Here is a 19,746-nt window from a genome sequence, read left to right as displayed (position 1 = left end):
CCTGACCCCTGATCCCCGCCCCGTACCGAATCCGGTACGGGGCACCCCCGGGCACTGTGTAGACTTGAGCGCGCTGCGGTTCGCCGCACGCATCGCCGCCTTAGCTCAGTCGGCCAGAGCGACGCACTCGTAATGCGTAGGTCAAGGGTTCGATTCCCTTAGGCGGCTCACTCTGGGAAGGGCCCAGGTCACTTCTGTGACCTGGGCCCTTCCGCGTTACCTGATCCTGCGGCGGCGCCGGGCGCGTGCCGCCTTGGTGGGGCTGGTCTCAGTTCTGGTCTCAGTCTGCGGCCAGAGAGCGTCACCCATGCGCCGTACGGCCTCCTGGGTGAGCGGCGTCGTGGCGTGCACGTAGCGGCGGGTCACGCTGAGCTGGGAGTGGCCGAGGATCTCCATGATGGTCCGGATGTCCACCCCGAGTTCGTTCAGGATCGTGCCAGCGGTGTGGCGGCTGTCATGCGGCCGGGTGTCGCGGACGCCGGCCTCCTTCAGCAGATCCTTGAACTCCTGCCAGTCGTGCCGCGGGTCGATGGGGCGGCCGTCCGGTCGGGCGAACACCATGTCGTGCTCCTCCCAGAGTTCCCCGGCCGCGGCCCGCGCCTCCTCCTGCCGGGCGCGGTGTTCGACCAGGAGCGGGATCAGCGGCGGCGGGATGGGCACGATGCGGCGGCTCTTCTTGGTCTTGGGCCGGGTGAAGACCAGCCCGCCGCCCTGCCGCTGCGGGCACGTGCTGGCGTGCCGGGTGCACTTCGGCGGACAGGGAGCCGGGCAGCCGCGCTTGTAGTGCTTGTGCACGGTGCAGCCGGGCGGGCAGGGCTCGAAGCGGTGCAGCCGCTCACCGCACCGGTGCGGGTCCTCGCAGCCGTGCCGCCACGTGAGCCGCTGGAGCTGCCACCACGTCTTCAGGTGCCCGGCCTCTAGGCCCATGTCGGGTCCCAGGTGATGCCTGACGGTTTGGTCCCAGGTGATGTTTGACGCTGGGCCTAGACAACATCGGAAACTTCACGGGGTTTGTTGTTCACGTTACGGACCGGGACGTCGGTCGTGCGCCGGATGACCCGGATCTGGCCGTCCAGCTCGACGGTGATCGTCGTGTCCGACACGTGCACGGTCACCGTCTGCCCTGCGTACGGGCGGCCGAGGGAGACGACCTGGCGGCAGACCATGACCGTGCCCACCGCGCTGACCCGCCGCTGCACCCGCACCGGCTCCACCCGGGGCCGCGGTGGCGGTCCGGCCGGACGCAGACCCCGCAGCCCGCGGACTTCTTCGCTGGTCAGCGGGTTGGTTCGCACTCGCAGCAGTTCCCGTGAGGACGGGTCGAAGAACGACAGCGTCTCGTCGTCGATGCGGATGCCCACCTGGCGGCCGCCGAGGATCTCCGCCGCCAGCACCTGGTGCCCGCCCAGGCCTACCAGGCCGCTGTTGTTCACCACCCGGTCCACCTCGAACGCCGCCCCGTCACCGGCCGGCAGTGGCGGTGATCCGGCCGCACGACCACCCCGGGCCGCCAGCCGTCCCAGGTCCGCCACGGACAGATGCGACCGCACCGACTTGATCCGCGACCCCGCGATCAGCAGATGGATCACCCGCGTGTCCGCCCAGAACGTCACCGTCAAGCCTGAGCGGGCCGGACCCAGCCAGAACTGCTTGCCCGCGACCTGCAGATTCCCACTCGTCGGCACCACCCGCTCGAACTCCACCGGCCCGCCCGGCTCCGCCAGCACCAGCTCGGGCAGGCCGGCCGGCACCGGCGGCACGTCGACCGGTTCCGGCTCCGAGACAGGCGTCCGCTGCGAAGGCACCACCGCAAGCATCCCGGGCACCCTCAGACCCAGCATGTCCCGCTCCTGCTCGGGCACCGGGGCGAACCGGTCGGCGGGAGACTGCCTGTCCAGCGCCTGATGCGGACGCACGCAGTTGTATTCCTGCACCCAGCGATCCAGTGCCGCCTGAGCCTGCTCGACGCTCTCGAACGCACCGCAGTCGTCAAGGAGTTCGCGCCGCAGCGTCTGGTGGAACCGCTCGACCTTGCCCGTCGTGGTCGGGGACGCCGGCTGGGTCAGCCGGTGGGCGATCCCGTTCTCCCGGCAGATCCGGTCGAGCAGCACCTCACCGCCCTGCCCGAACCGGTCGGTGAACTGCTTGCCGTTGTCGGTCAGCGCCTCTTCCGGCCCCCCGAACCTCTGCAAGGCCCCGGCGAACGCCGCGCAAACCGCCCGACCGGTCGCCCGCTCCACCACCGACGCGATCACGCAGTACCGGGAATGGTCGTCCACCCCGGTCACGATCTTGGCCTCGGCCAGCTCACCCGTCACCGGGTCGACGAGCATCACGCCGCCCACGATGTCCATCTGCCACAACTGCATCGGACGGTCCCGCTGCCAGCGCTTGTAATCCGACCGCTTCCGACGCCGAGCCCCCGGCTCCACCAGCCCATGACGGACCAGGATCCGATACACGGTCATCCGCGACGGCACCGGCGTCACGTCCCCGGACCGCTCCAGCACGAACGCGATCCGCCGCGGACCCCACCTCGGATGCTTACGCCGCAGCTCACACACCGCCGCCTCCACCTCAGCAGAGGCCTGATGCGGACACGACGCCGGCCTACGCGACCGGTCCACCAACCCAGCCAGACCGGAGGCCTCATACCGGGACTTCCACCCGCTCACCGTCTGCCGCGACACCCCCAGCGACGCGGCGACCTCCGTCACCGTCGCACCCACCAGCACCGCAAGCACAGCCCGATACCGCTGCTCGACAACCGACAACTCCACCAGCGCCAATCCCGGCCTCCTGCCACACGCCGCAACGACGTGCACAGAAAAACCGATCACGGCCACCGTCAAGCATCAGCTGGGATCGAAGTGTCAAGCATCTACCGGGACCGGACAAACTCACGACCGGTGTCTGAGTAACAACCTTCTCTACGCGGTCAAGGCGGCTCGCTCCGCTCGCCGCGCGCTCCCCGGCTCACCGCCGGGGGCGCCGCTCCTGTCTCCGCCCCGGCGTCCGCCGACCGCGCGCCAGCAGCGAGCACCCAGGTTGCTGACCGGACGCCGTCGTGGCTGGGGCGGTCGGCTCCTGCGGCTTTACGGAGCCACTTTGGCGCGAGTCTCGCAGATCATGGCCCCAACGTCGTGCTTTACCGGGCAGGTCCACAGACTGCCCGGCGCGCCGGAAGCTTACGGGGCCATGATCACTCGCGCCAAAGCAGCGCCACCCCAAAGCCGCTCCGCCAACCTCACGGATCTCCCTCACAAAGCGCGCTCACCGGTAGTCATGCAGCCCAATATGATCCACAATAAACCTGAAATTCACTCCATCGATAGCAAAGTAGATTCGCCCACAATGGGCAGGATCCTTCGCGTCATCGACCTTGACATGCGGGATGGCCTTCAGCCCTTTTACGGATCGACCGTCAACTACGACATCACTCGGGGAGAGCTTTGTATCAAAAAGAGCTATCTCGATTCCGAATTGAGCCATGGAAAAATCCGTTAAGGCTGCACCTAGCTGTCCCTTTAGAGTGAAATAGGAGTCAGCCAAACGTTCGAGCTTGGAGACAAAGTCAAGCATTCGGGCGGGGTTCGGGTAGGGGTTACCGGGCAACATTTTGAGCGCTCGATCCGTCAGCACAAAATGAGGGCCAATTAGATCACTGATTCGATCGGCAGCATCAGTCCAATTCGCAACGTCTGGGACCCGGGAGTCGCGCCCCTCCATGGGGGAAATTTCGACCAAATGCATTGACAGCTCTGCGAGATGTTCATCGAATGACATCTCGGCACTTCTTGTGCCAAGAAGGTCTGCCTTAGCACCTGGCTTCGCCGCCAAATAGGGTGCAGTGAATACCTCAGGATTTGCAACCCAGTCAACCCACACCAGTAGCGCACTAGGGGGTTTACTCTTCAACTCTTTAACGACCTGCGGGATGGAAGATTCGGGATTTGGCCTAATATCCAAATCAACCTCACGGAGTCCGGCCACGAGTCTCATTTCTCGTTTCCAGTGCATCCTTGGGGAACTTTCATCCTTAGATCCCCCGAGGAGGGCAACCACCTTCTTCCAAGGCTTTCCCCCAGGCTCAGGTTGTGCTTGAAAGCCGATAGCAGCCATTTTAAATAGTCGAACAATTTCAGATTCCGCCTCCTCTAGACTCTCGAACCATTTATCCGAGAGCGAAAGAAGCTGCGTACTTCCAAACCTCAAGCCATGTTCAACTGCAACAAGTCTCGCCACCCCAAAGATCGTCGAACCGGAGGAATACTTGACCCCAACGGCAAGGCCGAGGGCTCGCGGGCTCTCGCGACGAAACTTGTCCGGCCGACTCCCAAGTCCTACAAGTTCTCCATCGTCAGGCCGCTGCATGGGAAAGACCATCGCCGGATTTCCAAGGAGGAGCGCGCGACGCCCCCGAGAATCAGCACCAAGTTCCGACAGGCCATCGATATCCCCATAAGCCCGCCTTAGCCCTTCCATATCGCCAGGAAGAACCAACGGACTCTCACCCGGCACATATAGCTTCTTTTTGGGAACTACGGCTCTCGGCCACTCGTTCGGATCGGCTGGAGCAGGCGCATGAATCTGCTTACGCTCAATGAGATCCCTTAGCGTATGCACAACGCACCACTACTCTTCGAAGAGGTATCCGACCGGGATGCAAATTTTGCGGAGTTCAGACTCCGGCATGCGCTCAATTGCTTCATGTAGCCGTTGCCGTAGTGTAGCCCCTGCATACGCTGCGCTCTTCGACGCCTGCCCAGTGAAGAACTGCACAACATCGCGATCATGCGTATGCTTCTGCGGAATCTCTGTTACACGCCTATTAGATGCCTTGGCAGCAGCCGCTACCTCTTCCTCTTCGGGCTTCTGTGAAACTGCTTGTTGAGCTGAGAGGGGAAATTGGTTGATCTGGACTGACGTAAGACGACTATCGGAGTCCCGCCACTTGAGCGCCTCCCTATAGACCCTTTCACGCAGGGTGTTATGCCACCGGTTCAGCAGATTAGGAAAGCTGCGAAGAACAACCACGAAGTACCTGGCGGGGTGTTCACTCTTTAGCGCCTCAGTGAGAACGCGGCTCACTTCTGGATCTGTAACGAGGAGGGCAAAATCCCTCATCCAATCCAGTTGTTGCTGGCGCGAGATTGGTTTGATCTCAATAAAACCCGATGGATTCTCGGAAATCTTTGTTCGCAGTTCCGCGTACCGAGTCGGTTCAAGCGGCGCAGGCTCTGTTGGCAGCGTTACGACTCGATCCTCATCCAGAGCATAGAACCGCGAAGTCCGCGGGTTCCAATCCGCGAATGCTTTCCAGAGGTCGGAGCGCATCCTTGCAGTAGAACCAGCCTCAGTGGCCGCTCCGGGAATCGCCACCGATACGTCGCCGGGACGGTCACGATCAATCTCAACGTAGCCTCGCGCCTCGGCGTCATCCAAGAAATCTCGAAATCGCTTGTAGCCCACGCGTTTGGGATCGAATCCCCCGTAGGTACGTCGCCCCATCTCTAGCCGCACCGCGCTACCGGTTACTGGTGACGGGCCGGCCTGAGACAAGGAAGCAATAGCGTCAGCGAGAACGTTGAAGGCGGCGGCTTTTTCCTCGGCCTGAACGTCACTCGGCGCGTTAGAAGCAGGCGTAGACGCCTGCGGGACAGAGTGAGAACTCGTCGTCATAAGCTACTCCAGCAGTGAGCTAGGCCGCGGTCCCGCATGGCGGGACCGCGGCCTAAGCCAACATTTATGGATGTAGCACCGGCGACAGCTAGTAACCGACCATGCTTCCCCGCAGGGGCCCCACTTCGCCTAGTGGGCCACCTACTGTGCGTCAGTGGCCCAGCGTCATGAAGCTGATCGTCTACTCACGCCCGGTCTCCTTGGGCCCTATGCCAAGTTAACCAAGCTCCAGCACTCTCCAATCGCAGTCTCACGGGCTTGGGTCTCCAAGTCAAGTGGGACGAGCTGTCTATACCCGGACCGCCTACGGGCGGCCGTCACCGAGCACAGTTTCTGAGGTGCGCCTATGACAGGTAGTAGCGAGCGTCGGTCCTGGTCACGCTGTCGTGCGCTACCCTCCGTTGCTACGCTGACCTACGGTCACGGAGGGTAGCGCACGACAGCCAAGAGGGCTCCGCATCTTTACTTAAATTTTACTCTACTGTCCACTGGGAACGCGATTGTCAGCACACGTCTCGACACTCCACGTCGGCGGTCGCGCGCCTTGTTGTCGGTGCGATCTATGTTGGCAACCAGCCAGGCATCGGCCTCACCCGATGCCTGGGTGATTGCGGCTAACCTCGATCTTTCGTGAGGGTCATCGAGCGTCTCGGAACGGCGGACGGCTGGCGCGGACGCTTTTCGCATGCTCGCCCGCTCGTAGCGCCGTCCCTGTGCTCTATAGGGCGGAACCAGGAGGTGCGGGGTACGTCGCTCGACGTCTTCCGCCCGGCGGAGTTCACTGAGCTCTTTCATCGTTGCCTCTCCAGGGTGAGGACGGCGGCGGCGATGGCGGTCATGCGGTTGGGACTGCAGCGAGCTCTGCGGAAGATGCGCCAGGACTTCAGTCGCGCGACACTTCGTTCGACGGGTGCTCGTGCCGCCGACAGGGCCCGGTTGATCGTCCGCTGGGTCGCGGTGAGGTCCTGGTGCGGAAGGCGCCTGATCGGTGTGGTCACCCAGGAGCCGGCCCCGAGGTAGGCGCGGTCGGCGAGGACGGGCACTCCCTGGCGTTCGCAGATCCGGATGATGCGGTGGGTGCGGGCCGCGGTCAGGTCGTGGGCGCGGCCGGGCAGGGCGGGCGAGATCCACAGCAGCTTGCCCGTAGGATCGGCGACGGCCTGCACGTTCACGCCGTGGCGGCGGTGCTTCTGGGAGTAGTCGGCCCGGCTGTCGCCGACCCGGTCGCACTCGGCGAGTGTTCCGTCGAGCAGGACGTGATCGGGATCGGCTTCCCGCAGGACCCGCAGTAGGCCGGGCGCCCGGCGGGCGAGGTGGCCGACGGCGGCGGTGACGTAGGCGTGGGCGGTGCCGACGGATATGCCGAAGCCGGCAGCGATGTGTGTGAGCGGGTCATGTCGGCGGAGGTAGATCAGGGCGACGGGAGCACGCTGATGCGGCCGGAGCTTGCAGCGGCGGTCACCCTCACGGGTGACGATGAGCATGGTGACCCACTCGACCAGGGCGTGCGGCAGGTCGAGTGAGGCAGGATAGGGAACCAACGAGGCTCCTGAGCTGATGAGTTGGGACGTCGAACACCTCTCTCAACGGCACAGGAGCCTCGTGCGTTGCGGGACGCCGGCCGGTCACCCGATCAGTGGCCACTCTGAAAGAGCTCACTGAGCCGGAGGCGAGGACGGTGACCGGTCCCGGCGAGGGGTGCGCGATGGCCGCGCAACAGTGCTGCCGCCTGGTCGGTGACGTCCTCGGTGGCGTCATGGGCGCCGATCCGGGAGGACACCCGCCAGGTGCGGGCGAGGTGAACGCGCTCGTAGTCCGTCCGGCAGGCGCCTCGCGACACCACGGGAAGATCCGTACTCATCTCTTCCGACCCGCGGTTTCGTTCCACGAGGAAGAAAGTCCGGAACTCTCGTGGAGACCGGCGGAGGGGGCCGGCGGCGGTACGGCGGCGGGCGTACCGGAACGCTCTCCCCCCCCGGTTGCGCGTCGGGCGAACATCCCCGCTCCCGGGCGGTCTTCGCCTCACAGTGGGAGCATGCCGAACCGAGTGGCCGTTCTCTCCGACATCCACGGAGTCCTTCCGGCCCTGGAGGCCGTGCTCGCCGAACCGGACGTGCGCGCCGCCGACCGGATCGTGCTCACCGGCGACATCGCGGCCGGACCGCAACCGACCCGGGTTCTCGACCTGCTGACCGCTCTCGGCGACCGCGCCGCCTGGATCGGCGGGAACGCCGACCGCGAACTCCTCGAGTACCGCCGGGGGCGACGCGACACGATCCCCGATCCGATCGCGCCCTGGGCCGCCGAGCAGCTGCGCGAGGACCATCTCGACCTGCTCGGCTCGCTGCCGCGCTCCCTCTCCCTGCCCGTACGCGGCCTGGGGCGGGTGCTGTTCTGCCACGCCACCCCCCGCGACGACGAGGAGGTCGTCCTGGTCGACTCCCGGCTCGACCGCTGGAAGGAGGTCTTCGACGGACTCGACGGCGATGTCCGCACCGTGGTCTGCGGCCACACCCACATGCCGTTCGTCCGGCTGGCCCACGGCCGTCTCGTCGTCAACCCCGGCAGCGTGGGCATGCCCTACGGAAGAACCGGAGCACACTGGGCCCTTCTGGGCCCCGGGGTCGAACTGCGGACCACGGACTTCGACATCGGGGCAGCCGTCATCCAGGTGGGCCGGGACTCGGCCTACCCCGGAGCCACCGAGTGGGCGGACTACTTCCTGCACGCCCGCGCCACCGATGCGGAAGCCCTCGGGACCTTCGCCCCGCGGGACGGGCGCGACCGCACACCGTGACCCTCGCCCTCCTTCCACGGCGGGCAGCCGAGCACGGTCTCAGGGTCGACGGCGTCACGGTGGGAAAGGGCGGGGCAACCCGGCCGGCCGTTCCGTCCGCGTGGGCGAGTGCGCCTGCGGTTCTCATCCCTTGACGACGCCCAGCGGCACCAGGCGGGCGACCAGATGGGCCAGGCCCGCGCCCTCGGTGGCGGCGGCCACCGCGTCGACGTCCTTGTAGGCCTCCGGGGTCTCCTCGGCCAGGCCGCGCCAGGAGGACGGGCGGACGGCGATGCCCTCGGACTCCAGGCGGCCGCGCAGCTCCTCGCCGCGGACCCGGCGCAGCGCCTGGTGGCGGCTCCAGACCCGGCCGGCGCCGTGGCAGGTGGAGAGGAAGGCGTCGTTGCCGGGTTCGCCGACCAGGACGTAGGAGGCGGTGCCCATGGTGCCGGGGATCAGCACCGGCTGCCCGGCGCCGGAGAGCTCCTCGGGCAGGTCCGGGTGGCCGGGCGGCAGCGCGCGGGTGGCGCCCTTGCGGTGGACGCACAGGCGGCGCGGTACGCCGTCCACCTCGTGGGTCTCGGTCTTCGCCATGTTGTGGGAGACGTCGTAGACCAGGTCCACCTCCGCCCCCGCCGCCGAGGTGAAGGCGCGGCGCACGGCCTCGGTGAGCAACTGGCGGTTGGCGCGGCCGTAGTTGGCGGCGGCGGCCATGGCCCCCAGGTACGCCCGCCCCTCCGGGGAGACGACCGGCGCGCAGGCGAGCTGCCGGTCCGGCAGGGAGATGCCGAAGCGGCGCAGCGAGCGGTCCATGACGCGGACGTGGTCGGTGCACACCTGGTGGCCCAGGCCCCGGGAGCCGCAGTGGATCATCACGCACACCCCGCCGGGGCGCAGCCCGAAGGCGGCGGCGGCCTTCTCGTCGTGGACCCGGTCCACGGCCTGCACCTCCAGGAAGTGGTTGCCCGAGCCCAGGCTGCCGACCTGCTGGAGGCCGCGTTCCACGGCCCGCGCCCCCACCTGGGAGGGGTCGGCCTCCTCCAGGGCGCCGTAGTCCTCGCAGAAGGTCAGGTCGCGCGGTACGCCGTGGCCCTGCTCGACGGCGTATCCGGCGCCACCGGTCAGCACCTCCTCCATCTGCGGGCGCCCGGAGAGCTTCCACAGGCCGCCGGGGCCGGTGCCGCGCGGGACGGTGTCGCCCAGGAGGTCCATCAGCCCACGCAGGCGGGGCTCCAGTGCGTCGCGGTCGATGCCGGCGGCCAGGAGGCGCACTCCGCAGGAGATGTCGAAGCCCACGCCGCCGGGCGAGACCACGCCGCCCGCCTCGGCGTCGGTGGCGGCCACCCCGCCGATCGGGAACCCGTACCCCCAGTGGACGTCGGGCATGGCGAAGGAGGCGCGGACGACGCCGGGCAGGGTGGCCACGTTCGCCACCTGCTCCAGCGCCTGGTCGCCCGCCGCCTCGGGCAGCAGGGCGCGGGTGGCGAACACGGTGCCGGGCACGCGCATCGCGCCCCGCCGCTCGATGCGGAAGCGGAACGGGCTCTCCTCGACCAGGGTGATGTCCACGGTCCCCTCCGGGTGCGTTCCGGTGGCCGGGCTGTCCGCGCCGGTGCGCGCCGGTGCGCATCGGTGCGCACCGGCACCGCTCAGCCGGCGGGGGCCGGGACCGGCGCCGGTTCGAGGACGGCGCGGACGTCGTGCGGCAGCTGGTCGAGCGCGCGCTCCAGCTGGCCGGGCGACAGGTGCGCGCGTACGGCCTCGGTCACCGCCGGGGCGATCCGGGGGACGGCCTCGGTGCTCACCAGGGCCTCCTGGGCGAAGCGGTTCACATAGGCCTCGCGGTCGTACTTGACCGGCGCGGAGCTGGGGACCCAGCCGTCGTAGTAGACGCCGCGCAGCAGTTCGGGGAGCTGGGCGGCGAAGTGGGCGGCGGCGTCGACGGTGAGCCGGTCGCGGAGGGTGTGCAGCCAGGTGCGCAGGACGCGGTTGGCCAGGTGCCGGTCCTCGGTCCCCAGGGCTTCGGACACCGCCTTCAGCCAGATGTTCGCGGTGTGGATGACGTGCTCGAACTCGGCAGCGTGCGTGGCGGACATGGATCTTCCCCCTCGGAGAAAGAGGTCGTGGCGCCGCGGGGCGCCGCGGGACGGCCGTACGGAACCGGTGACCGGAGAAGTCCGTTTCGTCCCTGTCCTGGATCCATGGTATTGCGGGCGGCCCGCGCGGTCACCCGCTCGGCCCGCTCGCCCGGCCGCCCGGTACTCCCGCTCAGACGTCGAGCGTCACCGAGCATTCCCACCCGCGCCTTCCGCGGCCGAAGTTCAGCCCGTGCAGCGTGACGGCCTTCGGCGCCGCGCCCGTCTCCGCGAGCGTGTCGGCGTCGGCCATGTGGAGCACGGCCCGCACCCCGCCGGGCACGGCGGCCGGTTCCGTGTCCACCGGCACCTCGCCGTCGGCGTCGAGCCGGTAGACCACCTCGTCCAGCAGCGCCACCAGCAGGTCCTCGTCCGTCTCCGCCCGCACCTCGACGTCCCGGCGGCGCCGGCCGACGGCCCCCGACAGGTCCACGAACGACTCGCAGACGCCGCGCACCGCGTGCGCCAGGCACTCCTCGCGGGTCGGGGCCCACGCCTCCACCCGCAGGTCGGCGGTGTGCGGGACGGAACGGTGCCCGCCCCGGGGGCCGCTGTGCCGCGCGGCGCTCCCGTCTCGTGCCATGGTTCCGCCCTCCTCGGCTCCCCGGCTCCCGGCACCCGTCCGGCCCGCCGTTCCCATCGTCGCCCGGCGGGCGGGCGTACGCGCGTCGCGGCGGCGGGCGGCCGGAGGTGTAATGGGACGAGGAGCGCTACCGACCGATGGGAGCGGCCCGTGTCCCGCACCGACGCCCTCCGGTACGCCAAGCCGGATACGGTCCTCGGCCGCGATGCCGAGTGGGAGGCGCTCACCGCCTTCGCCTCCGACCCCCGCCCCGGGCCCGGCCTCGGCGTCGTCTCGGGGCGGCTTCGGCAGGGCAAGACGCATCTGCTCCGGGCGCTCACAGAGGCCGCCGGCGGCTTCTGGTTCGGCGCGCAGGAGGCGGTGCGGTCGGAGTCCCTGCGCATGCTGGGCGAGCAGGTCGCCGAGTACACCGGCGCACCCGCGCGGAACCGCCCGCGCGACTGGGAGGCGGCCGTGGACGCCCTGCTGGGGCTGGGGGAGGGGCGGCCGCTGCCGGTCGTGGTCGACGAGTTCCCCCGTCTGGTGCGGCAGAGCCCGTCGCTGCCGTCCGTGATCTGCGCGGCCCTGCACCGCCGGAGCGCGGCGGCAGGAGAGGACGGCGGGGCCCGGCCCCGGCTGCTGCTGTGCGGCAGCGACCTGCCGGTGATGCGCCGGCTGTTCAGCGGCCCCTCGCCGCTGCACGGGCTGGCGGACCTGGAACTGGAGGTGCGGCCGCCGGACTTCCGGCAGGCCGCGCGCCTGTGGGGCCTGGACGACCCCCGCCTGGCGTTCCTGGTGCACGCCGTCGTGGGCGGCACCCCCGCCTACCGGTACGACCACGTCCGGGGCGACACACCCGGCGGGCCGGACGACTTCGGCGCCTGGGTGCGCCGGACGGTCCTCGACCCCGGCACCCCCCTGTACCGCGAGGCGCGGCTGCTGCTGCTGGAGGAGACCGACCACCTCGACCGCGCCCTGTGCCACTCCGCGCTCGCCGCCGTCGCCTCGGGGCACTCCACGTCCGGGGAGATCGCCGAGTTCCTCGACGCCCCGCTGCCCGACGTCTCCCGCTGCCTGGAACTGCTGCACGAGAGCGGACTGCTGGGCGCCGAACCCGACGCGCTGCGCCCGAACGTCATCCGGCTGCGGATCGCCGAGCCGCTGCTCGCCTTCGAGTACGCGGTCGTCCGGCCGCGGCGGTCGTCGGCGGAGCGGGAGGACGCCGACGCCCTGTGGCGCCGGGCGCGCCCCGTCTTCGAGACGGAGGTGGCGGCGCCGCACTTCGCCCAGGTGTGCCGGGACTGGGCGTCGGAGTACGCCGGCCCCGGCGTCTTCGGGGAGGCGCCCGCCACGGCTCTCCGCGGCTCCCCGGCCCATCCGCCGCCGGACGCCGCCCCCGCCGCCGAGGTGGTGGTGCGGGGGCCGGCCGGGGAACGCCCCGGTGCGCTGCTGTCGGTCGGGCTGGCGCGCTGGGGGGAGGTGCTGGACGTGGCCCACCTTGAGCGGCTGCGCCGGCTGATCGCCCATCTCGCCGCCCACGGCGAGGACACCGCGCGCACCCGTCCCGCCTGCTACTCCGGCGCGGGCTTCACCCCCGCCCTGCGCGCGGCGGAGGCGGACGGCGAGGTGGTGCTCGTCGGCCTCGACCGGCTGTACGGGGGCGAGTAGGCCGCGGGGAGGGGCGTGCGGGTGCCGGGCGGCGGGCGGCCGGCCCGCGGTCAGGCGGAGCCGGCGGGTTCGCGGAAGACCAGCAGGTAGCGCCAGAACAGCAGTCTGCGCAGGGTCGATCCGGGCAGCAGTACGTCCGCCTCCCGCCGTATCTCCTCCAGAGTCGCCTCCGGCCGCCTCACCGGCGCGACGGTGGACGGCGGGCCCGGTTCGCTGCCGCCGGGCGGGCGTACCGCCTCCCGTGCGGCGACCGCGAGCCGGGCCGCCGCGTTGGCGGGTACGGCGGCCAGGCTCCAGGCCCGGTCCGTCGGGGACGTCTCCCGGTAGCAGCCCAGCACGGCCAGGACGCCGCCGGGCGCCAGTGCGTCCCGAAGCACGGCGACCGTGCCGAACGGCATGTGGTGGAGGGAGGCCAGGCAGGAGATGAGGTCGTAGTGTCCGTGCGGCAGTTCGGCGCGGGTGGCGTCCGCGTGGCGGAAGCGCGGCCGGTGCCGCCGCGGCAGGCCGGCCGATGCCGCGCGGGCGGTCTCGATCACCTCGGTCGACGCGTCGATCCCGTCGGTGTCGATCCCCCGCCGCGCGAGCAGCCGGGCGAAGCGCCCGGTCCCGCAGCCGACGTCGAGGGCGGTACGGCAGCCCGGAGGCACCTGGCGCAGCAGCAGTCGGTGGTAGTGGTCGTTGTGGTCGAAGGGCACGGCTCCGACGGTGCCACGGTACCGACGACCCTGGCGGCTCCGGCGGCTCCGGCGGCTCCGGCGGCCCGGGGCGACCGCGTCCGATGATCCGGAAGTGGATTTCTGTCGAATTTCTGTCGAATGTGTTTCGGCCCGATTGCCGTGGGGGAACGCACGAATGACGGACTGGGAGCGCTCCCAGGCTGTATCCCCTCACACCCGAAAGCGAAGTGTCCGCAATGACTTGTCATGATCGCGTCTTAGGGGGCCGCTGGACGGCCCGCCTCCTCGCCGTGCTGGCCGCCGTGCTGCTCGGCATGCTCCCGTGGGCCGGGACCGCCTCCGCCCACGGCTCGGTCATCGATCCCGCCTCCCGCAACTACGGCTGCTGGCTCCGCTGGGGCAGCGACTTCCAGAACCCGGCCATGCAGCGGGAAGACCCGATGTGCTGGCAGGCGTGGCAGACCGACACCAACGCCATGTGGAACTGGAACGGCCTGTACCGCGACAACGTCGGCGGCAACCACCGGGCGTTCATCCCCGACGGCCAGCTGTGCAGCGCCGGGCACACGAGTGACGGCCGCTACCGCGCGATGGACGTCCCCGGCCAGTGGAAGAAGACGAACGTCGGCCGCGACTTCACCGTGCACCTGCGCGACCAGGCCCAGCACGGCGCGGACTACCTGCAGATCTACGTCACCCGCCAGGGCTTCGACCCCACCACCCAGCGCCTGGGCTGGGGCGACCTGGAACTGATCAGGACGACCGGCAGGTACGCCCCCACCTCGGACATCAGGGTGAACGTCAGCGCCCCCGGCCGCAGCGGGCACCACGTCGTCTACACGATCTGGAAGGCCTCGCACGCGGACCAGGTCTACTACATCTGCAGTGACGTGAACTTCGGCTGAGCCGCGGCCCATCGCCGCACGGCCGGCGGGCGTCCGGGCACGCCCGCCGGCCGTGCGCGCACGCACCGCCCGGCGGTGCGTGCCGTCGAGAGCGCTCCAAGTGATGGACTCCCCGCTGTCCGACGCCGGGCGGCACCGGGCGGCGCCCCGAGACCGCTGGGGGAGACATGACCGAGCACACGGCCGGGCATGACCGGGAACGGGACACGGAACGGAGCACGGAGCGCGGCGGGGCGCCCCGTCACGCTGATCACGGACGGCGGCACCGTCGCCTACGGCGACCCCGCCCGGTGGCGCGAGATGGTGCTGACCAGCGTCCTGGGCCCGGCCCTGCTGATCAGGGAGGCGCTGCCCGCGCTGCGGGAGTCGCGCGGGCGCGTCGTCCTCGTCGGCGGCGTGGCGGGCCTCGTCCCCACCCCGGGCAATCTCTACGGCGCGACGAAGTGGGCGGTGACCGGCCTCGCCGAGAACACCCGGCGCATGGTGACCGGCGACGGTGTGGGCGTGACCTTGATAGCCCCGGGGCGCGTGGAGACGCCCTTCCGGGAGGGCGCGGGCGGCCTCCCGGAAGGCATGCTGCTGACCGCCGGGCAGATCGCCGCGTCCATCGTGTGGGGGATCGGGCAGCCGCCCGGCGTGGACGTCGACACCGTCACCGTCAGGCCGGCCGGCCGGTGTGAGGCGCGGCAGCCGACCCGCCCGCCCGTCAGGCGGACACGGACGGACCCCCCGGGGCGTCCGGGTCCTCAGGGGCGTCCGGGGTGCGCAGGACGAGGACGGCCAGGTCGTCGTGGCCGTCGCTGGTGTGGTTGTCGGCCAGGATCCGGCACAGCTTGTCCGGCGGCTCCCCGGCGTGGGCGACGGCGAGCTCGGCGAGCTCGTCCATGCACACGTCCAGGGGGCGCTTCGGGTGCTCCACCAGCCCGTCCGTGAAGAAGACCACCGTGGTACCGCCCGGCAGGGGGTGGGTGTGGTCGGGGCGGGGCTGCCGGGTGTCTACACCGAGCGGCACGCCGGGGTCGGCGTGCAGATAGGCCGCCTTCCGGTCCGGTGTGATCACCAGCGGCGGCAGATGGCCCGCGGTGCTCCAGTGCAGGCACCAGCCGTCCCCCTCCGGCTCGATGCGGGCCAGGCAGGCGGTGGTGACGGGGCTCTCGGTGATCGCGTGGAGGGTGCGGTCGAGCTGGGAGAGGACCAGACTCGGCGGGGTGCGCCGGTCGTACAGCAGCGCGCGCAGCATGTTGCGGGTCTGGGCCATGGTGGCCGCGGCCATGAGGTCGTGCCCGACGACGTCCCCGATGACGGCCGCGCAGGAACGGTCGGGCAGCAGTATGGCGTCGTACCAGTCGCCGCCGAGCTGCCCGGGCGCCGTCGCGGGCCGGTAGACGGCCGACCCGCTGAACGGGTGAAGGTCGGGGAGCCGGGGCAGCAGCAGGCGCTGGAAGCTCTCGGCGCCGGAGCGGAGCTGCTCGAACAGGCGGGCGTTCTCGATCGCCACGCCCGCGGCGCCCGCCAGCGCGACGACGATGTTCTCGTCCTGGGCGTCGAAGGGGAGGCCGTCGCGCCGGTCGGTCAGGTACAGGTCGCCGTAGATCTCGCCCCGGACGCTGATCGCCACGCCGAGCAGGGTGCGCATCGGCGGGTGCCCGGGCGGGAAGCCCGAGGAGTTGGGATGGGCCCCGATGTGCTCGACCCGCAGCGGTTCGGGGTTGTGGATCAGGTGCCCGAGCAGACCGTGGCCCCGGGGGAGTTCCACACCGGCGAGCGCGGCCTCCTCCTCCTCGCTCAGCCCGACGGGGATGAACTGCTCCAGCCTCTCACCGCTCTCGTCCAGCACGCCGAGCGCGCCGTAGCGGGCGTCCACCAGCTCCATCGCCGTGGTGACGATGCGGCGCAGCACCACGGGCAGCTCCAGCTCGCTGCTGATGGCCAGCACGGCGTCGAGCAGGCTGTGCAGCCGCTGCTGGGCGCGGGTCAGCGACCGGAGCTGCTCGGTGATGTCGGTGATGTCGGTGAACTCGGCGGCCTCGGTGGCCCGGCCGGCTCCGGCGTCCGGGGCGGCCGGCGGGACCGGGGGAGACCACTGCCCGTTCCGCTGCGCCCCTTGGCCGTGTTCCATCGGGTCTCCTCGTCGCTGTGGGCCGGGCACGCCACCCGATCGTGATCTCCGCCGGGAAGGAGTGGCCGGTTCCTCTCCGGTGGCACCTCACAAGGCATATGCTAAGACCCTTTTGTTCGATGAGCGCTGTTCAGCGGTCCGGTGCCGGGGGTGCTGTCCGCGAGGCGGCCGGATAGCATGCGGCCATCGCCGTTACTGGTCGGTAGCTTCCCGGTCGGGGACGCCCCCGGGAAGCCACGGCCGGTTCCACTCCCGCCCGAAGGAGCAGCCATGCCCGCGCTCGACCGCCAAGGCGACGTCTTCGTCCTCGACCTCGGGGACGGCGAGAACCGCTTCCACCCCGACTGGCTCGCCTCCGTCAACGCCCTGCTGGACGAGGTGGAGAAGGCCGAGGGGCCGCGCGCCCTGGTCACCGCGGCGACCGGCAAGTTCTTCTCCAACGGCCTCGACCTCGAGTGGCTGCTGGCCAACACCGGCAAGGCCGCCGAGTACGCCGCGAGCGTCCAGGAACTCTTCGCCCGGGTGCTGACCCTGCCGCTGATCACCGTGGCCGCCCTCCAGGGCCACACCTTCGCCGCCGGCGCGATGCTCTCCCTGGCCCACGACTTCCGTGTGATGCGCGCCGACCGGGGCTTCTGGTGCCTGCCCGAAGCCGACATCCACATCCCCTTCACCCCCGGCATGTCCGCCCTCATCCAGGCCCGGCTGACCCCGCAGACGGCCCACGAGTCCATGACCACCGCCCGCCGCTACGGCGGGCAGGACGCACTGGCCGCCGGGATCGTCGACCGCGCGGTGGGGGAGGACGCCGTCCGGTCCACCGCGATCGAGCTCGCCGCGTCCCTGACCGCCAAGGCGAGCCCCACCCTGGGCACCATCAAGTCCCGGATGTACGGCCCGGCCGTCGCGGAGCTGCGAGCCGAGGAGATCCCGCTCAGCCTGGGCGGCTGATCCGTCAGCCGAAGACCGGGACCGGCCCCCGGCACCCGGGCTCCGGGCCGGATCCCCGGCCCTCAGGGGGCGGTGACACACCGCCCGGCGGCCCGTGGACCGGGAACCGGCGGCCCGCGCCGCGCCTTCCCCCCTCCCGTCCGGCATACCGGAGCGGAGAGGGAGGGGGCCGTGGAATCGCGCTGCGTCGTCCTCGACATAGGCGGCGTACTGGAGGACGTCGAGGCCGCGCGGGAGTTCGGCATGCACGGGCAGCCGCACGAGGACAACGCCCGCACCATCGCCCGGATCACGGCCCACGGGGCCCGGCGCCTCAGGAACCCCGCCCCCGACCGGCGGTCCGTACGGCGCCTCAGGGGCGCGCGAGGTAGGCGGCGAGCGCGTCACGGCTGCGCGTCAGCTCGCCGATGCGCTCGTCCAACGCCGCCAGCTCCCGCTCCAGCGCGCCCCGCAGGTCCGCGCACCAGTCGAAATCCGGCTCCGAGCCCCGGGCGCACGGCAGTACCGAGCGGATCACCTCGGTGGTCAGGCCCGCGTCCAGCAGGGCTCGGATCTGCCGCACGGTGAGCACCGCGTCCTCGCCGTACTCGCGGTAGCCGTTCGGGCCGCGCTCAGGGGTGAGCAGCCCCTGCTCCTCGTAGTACCGCAGCAGCCGTGTACTGACCCCCGTACGCCGGGACAGCTCCCCGATCAGCATGTGCCTTGTTCCTCCCGGGAGTTGACCTTCACACCGGTGTGAAGCCCTAACGTCGCCCCGCGAGCGGGCATTCCGCGCCCGCCGCGCCTCCCCCCGACCTCCCCCGGAATCCCGGAACCCGAGCTTCGGAGCGACACATGACCTCCTACGTCGTCCACCGCGACGGCCGTACGGCCACCGCCGGCGAGCTGGCGCCGCTCGCCTTCGCGGGCCACGCCCACTTCACCGCCATGCAGGTGCGCGGCGGCCGGGTCCGGGGGCTCGACCTCCATCTGGCGCGGCTGCGTTCCGCCTCGCTGGAGCTGTACGGCCGGGCGCTGCCCGACGACCGGGTGCGGTCCTGCCTGCGCGCGGCGCTGGAGGGCGGGCCGCAGGACGTGTCGCTGACGGCGGTGGTGTACTCCCCGGCGGGCGAGTTCACGGCGGCGGACGCCGATCCGGAGGTGCTGGTCCGCACCGGGCCGCCCGCCTCCGGGCCCGGAGGGCCGCTGGCGCTGGCGGCGTTCGAGCACGAGCGGTTCCTGCCGTCGGTCAAGCTCGTCGGCGAGGCGGCCAAGACGTACCTGCTGCGCCGGGCCGTCGCGCGGGGCTTCGACGACGCGGCCTTCACCGACCGCCGGGGCCGGATCGGCGAGGCGACGATCTGGAACCTGGCCTTCTGGGACGGCTCGGCGGTGGTGTGGCCCGAGGCCGAGGTGCTGGCCGGGGTCACGATGGGCGTCGTACGCCGGCAACTGGACCGCCTGGGCGTACCCCAGCGCGTCCGGGAGATCACCCTCGCCGACCTGCCGGAACTGGCCGGGGCCGTGGTCATGAACTCGTGGACGCCGGGGATCGCCGTACACCGCGTCGGCTCCGTGTCCCTGCCCGTCGCCCCGGCCTTCACGGACCTGCTCCACCGCGCCTACCGCGCCGAACCGCCCACCGCGCCGTGAGCGCTTCCGGCCATGCGAGGCGGGCCGGGGCCGCAAACGCACGGCCCCTCGACGCAGTCGCACGCGATCTCCGCAGGGATCACCGGGACGTGCCATACGCTGCCGGAGTTCCCCCGAAAAAAAATCGGCGGCCGTGTTGATCCGCGCCGTCCCCGTTCGACCTATGGGTGAGAGGGGCCGGGAGAGGCCCCGGAACCGCCCAGGGAGAAGAGTCATGAAGTACATGCTGATCATGCGCGCCACCGACGAGGCCCTCGCGGGGATGGCGGACGTCGACTTCGGCCAGATGCTCGAGACCATCGGCCGGTACAACGACGAGCTGATCCGGGCCGGTGTGCTGGTTGCCGCGGAGGGGCTCGACGACGCCGCCGAGGGCGTGGTGGTCGACCACTCCTCCGAGCCGCCCGTGGTCACCGACGGCCCCTACGGCGAGACCAAGGAGCTGTTCGGCGGCTTCTACATCCTCAACGTGGCGTCCAAGGAGGAGGCCGTCGAGTGGGCCAGGCGGGCGCCGTTCAGCGGCCCGGGCCTGAAGACCGAGATCCGCCGGGTCACCACGATCGACGAGTTCCCCCAGGACAACGAGTGGATCCAGAAGGAGCGGGCGTGGCGCGAGGCCACCGGCCAGCTCTGAGGGGA

16 protein-coding genes, 1 tRNA gene and 2 pseudogenes are annotated in these 19,746 nt (G+C 70.5%); 8 read left to right on the top strand and 11 right to left on the bottom strand.

The window, feature by feature from the left end:
• Nucleotides 1-94 precede the first annotated feature (94 nt).
• Nucleotides 95-168, top strand: a tRNA-Thr gene (locus QPK52_RS11650).
• A gap of 48 nt (nt 169-216) precedes the next feature.
• On the opposite strand, the pseudogene QPK52_RS11645 reads toward QPK52_RS11650, so the two are convergent.
• From QPK52_RS11645 to QPK52_RS11625, 5 genes and pseudogenes are all read right to left on the bottom strand, one after another.
• Nucleotides 217-921, bottom strand: a pseudogene (locus QPK52_RS11645) (tyrosine-type recombinase/integrase); the annotation flags it as partial.
• A gap of 62 nt (nt 922-983) precedes the next feature.
• Nucleotides 984-2,774 carry an IS481 family transposase gene (locus QPK52_RS11640; protein WP_410540299.1) on the bottom strand — a complete coding sequence of 597 codons (1,791 nt, stop codon included), beginning with the start codon at nt 2,772-2,774 and terminating at the stop codon, nt 984-986.
• A 499-nt stretch (nt 2,775-3,273) separates the two neighbouring features.
• On the bottom strand, nt 3,274-4,386 hold the full coding sequence (locus QPK52_RS11635) for a hypothetical protein (protein ID WP_410537393.1): 1,113 nt from the start codon (nt 4,384-4,386) through the stop codon (nt 3,274-3,276).
• Nucleotides 4,387-4,635: 249 nt separating this feature from the next.
• A complete protein-coding gene (locus QPK52_RS11630) occupies nt 4,636-5,682 on the bottom strand; it encodes a UPF0158 family protein (protein WP_410537392.1) in 1,047 nt (348 codons plus the stop codon).
• Between the two features lie 791 nt (nt 5,683-6,473).
• Nucleotides 6,474-7,223: a transposase gene (locus QPK52_RS11625; RefSeq protein WP_410537391.1), complete on the bottom strand. Its 750-nt coding sequence runs from the start codon at nt 7,221-7,223 to the stop codon at nt 6,474-6,476.
• Nucleotides 7,224-7,717: 494 nt separating this feature from the next.
• On the opposite strand from QPK52_RS11625, the gene QPK52_RS11620 reads away from it, so the two are divergent.
• Nucleotides 7,718-8,479 (top strand): metallophosphoesterase family protein, encoded by a 762-nt coding sequence (locus tag QPK52_RS11620; RefSeq protein ID WP_410537390.1) that lies wholly within the window; start codon nt 7,718-7,720, stop codon nt 8,477-8,479.
• 123 nt (nt 8,480-8,602) lie between these two features.
• On the opposite strand, the gene QPK52_RS11615 is transcribed toward QPK52_RS11620, so the two are convergent.
• The 3 genes from QPK52_RS11615 to QPK52_RS11605 form a co-directional block, all read right to left on the bottom strand.
• Entirely contained in the window at nt 8,603-10,027 is a 1,425-nt protein-coding gene (locus QPK52_RS11615; RefSeq protein ID WP_410537388.1) for an RtcB family protein, read from the bottom strand.
• An 80-nt stretch (nt 10,028-10,107) separates the two neighbouring features.
• Nucleotides 10,108-10,554, bottom strand: coding sequence for a DUF2267 domain-containing protein (locus QPK52_RS11610; protein ID WP_410537387.1), 447 nt, complete (start codon nt 10,552-10,554; stop codon nt 10,108-10,110).
• Nucleotides 10,555-10,726: 172 nt separating this feature from the next.
• Nucleotides 10,727-11,176 carry an archease gene (locus tag QPK52_RS11605; protein ID WP_410537386.1) on the bottom strand — a complete coding sequence of 150 codons (450 nt, stop codon included), beginning with the start codon at nt 11,174-11,176 and terminating at the stop codon, nt 10,727-10,729.
• A gap of 150 nt (nt 11,177-11,326) precedes the next feature.
• On the opposite strand from QPK52_RS11605, the gene QPK52_RS11600 reads away from it, so the two are divergent.
• The gene (locus tag QPK52_RS11600; protein WP_410537385.1) at nt 11,327-12,823 is read left to right on the top strand and encodes an AAA family ATPase; all 1,497 of its coding nucleotides are present in this window, start codon (nt 11,327-11,329) and stop codon (nt 12,821-12,823) included.
• 50 nt (nt 12,824-12,873) lie between these two features.
• Here the strand turns inward: QPK52_RS11600 and QPK52_RS11595 are convergent, their stop codons facing one another.
• Nucleotides 12,874-13,518 carry a class I SAM-dependent methyltransferase gene (locus QPK52_RS11595; protein ID WP_410537384.1) on the bottom strand — a complete coding sequence of 215 codons (645 nt, stop codon included), beginning with the start codon at nt 13,516-13,518 and terminating at the stop codon, nt 12,874-12,876.
• A 218-nt stretch (nt 13,519-13,736) separates the two neighbouring features.
• On the opposite strand from QPK52_RS11595, the gene QPK52_RS11590 reads away from it, so the two are divergent.
• Together QPK52_RS11590 and QPK52_RS11585 are read left to right on the top strand one after the other, a co-directional pair.
• Nucleotides 13,737-14,405: a lytic polysaccharide monooxygenase gene (locus QPK52_RS11590; RefSeq protein ID WP_410537383.1), complete on the top strand. Its 669-nt coding sequence runs from the start codon at nt 13,737-13,739 to the stop codon at nt 14,403-14,405.
• Between the two features lie 264 nt (nt 14,406-14,669).
• A pseudogene (locus tag QPK52_RS11585) lies at nt 14,670-15,080 on the top strand (SDR family oxidoreductase); the annotation flags it as partial.
• Nucleotides 15,081-15,111: 31 nt separating this feature from the next.
• On the opposite strand, the gene QPK52_RS11580 reads toward QPK52_RS11585, so the two are convergent.
• Nucleotides 15,112-16,524 carry a PP2C family protein-serine/threonine phosphatase gene (locus QPK52_RS11580; RefSeq protein ID WP_410537382.1) on the bottom strand — a complete coding sequence of 471 codons (1,413 nt, stop codon included), beginning with the start codon at nt 16,522-16,524 and terminating at the stop codon, nt 15,112-15,114.
• Nucleotides 16,525-16,794: 270 nt separating this feature from the next.
• Between QPK52_RS11580 and QPK52_RS11575 the strand changes: the two genes are divergently transcribed.
• Complete coding sequence (locus QPK52_RS11575) at nt 16,795-17,475, top strand: enoyl-CoA hydratase-related protein (RefSeq protein WP_410537381.1); 681 nt, start codon at nt 16,795-16,797, stop codon at nt 17,473-17,475.
• A 352-nt stretch (nt 17,476-17,827) separates the two neighbouring features.
• Here QPK52_RS11575 and QPK52_RS11570 read toward each other — a convergent pair whose 3' ends face one another.
• A complete protein-coding gene (locus tag QPK52_RS11570; RefSeq protein WP_410537380.1) occupies nt 17,828-18,172 on the bottom strand; it encodes a MerR family transcriptional regulator in 345 nt (114 codons plus the stop codon).
• A gap of 137 nt (nt 18,173-18,309) precedes the next feature.
• Between QPK52_RS11570 and QPK52_RS11565 the strand changes: the two genes are divergently transcribed.
• Both QPK52_RS11565 and QPK52_RS11560 read left to right on the top strand, forming a co-directional pair.
• A complete protein-coding gene (locus QPK52_RS11565) occupies nt 18,310-19,107 on the top strand; it encodes an aminotransferase class IV family protein (RefSeq protein ID WP_410537379.1) in 798 nt (265 codons plus the stop codon).
• Between the two features lie 214 nt (nt 19,108-19,321).
• On the top strand, nt 19,322-19,741 hold the full coding sequence (locus QPK52_RS11560) for a YciI family protein (protein WP_093657555.1): 420 nt from the start codon (nt 19,322-19,324) through the stop codon (nt 19,739-19,741).
• Nucleotides 19,742-19,746 lie beyond the last annotated feature (5 nt).

This window comes from Streptomyces sp. KL2, from assembly GCF_046529545.1.
GTDB lineage: Bacteria > Actinomycetota > Actinomycetes > Streptomycetales > Streptomycetaceae > Streptomyces > Streptomyces radiopugnans.
Note: the sequence above shows the minus strand (reverse complement) of the source record. Positions and strands in the feature narration are given on the sequence as shown.

What these genes read in the sequence shown, in the direction of transcription:
- QPK52_RS11610 (WP_410537387.1), bottom strand. Translation starts at nt 10,554, where the DNA reads ATGTCCGCCACGCACGCTGCCGAGTTCGAGCACGTCATCCACACCGCG.
- QPK52_RS11590 (WP_410537383.1), top strand. Translation starts at nt 13,737, where the DNA reads ATGACTTGTCATGATCGCGTCTTAGGGGGCCGCTGGACGGCCCGCCTC.
- QPK52_RS11620 (WP_410537390.1), top strand. Translation starts at nt 7,718, where the DNA reads ATGCCGAACCGAGTGGCCGTTCTCTCCGACATCCACGGAGTCCTTCCG.
- QPK52_RS11630 (WP_410537392.1), bottom strand. Translation starts at nt 5,682, where the DNA reads ATGACGACGAGTTCTCACTCTGTCCCGCAGGCGTCTACGCCTGCTTCT.
- QPK52_RS11565 (WP_410537379.1), top strand. Translation starts at nt 18,310, where the DNA reads ATGACCTCCTACGTCGTCCACCGCGACGGCCGTACGGCCACCGCCGGC.
- QPK52_RS11570 (WP_410537380.1), bottom strand. Translation starts at nt 18,172, where the DNA reads ATGCTGATCGGGGAGCTGTCCCGGCGTACGGGGGTCAGTACACGGCTG.
- QPK52_RS11580 (WP_410537382.1), bottom strand. Translation starts at nt 16,524, where the DNA reads ATGGAACACGGCCAAGGGGCGCAGCGGAACGGGCAGTGGTCTCCCCCG.
- QPK52_RS11575 (WP_410537381.1), top strand. Translation starts at nt 16,795, where the DNA reads ATGCCCGCGCTCGACCGCCAAGGCGACGTCTTCGTCCTCGACCTCGGG.
- QPK52_RS11560 (WP_093657555.1), top strand. Translation starts at nt 19,322, where the DNA reads ATGAAGTACATGCTGATCATGCGCGCCACCGACGAGGCCCTCGCGGGG.
- QPK52_RS11635 (WP_410537393.1), bottom strand. Translation starts at nt 4,386, where the DNA reads ATGGTCTTTCCCATGCAGCGGCCTGACGATGGAGAACTTGTAGGACTT.
- QPK52_RS11605 (WP_410537386.1), bottom strand. Translation starts at nt 11,176, where the DNA reads ATGGCACGAGACGGGAGCGCCGCGCGGCACAGCGGCCCCCGGGGCGGG.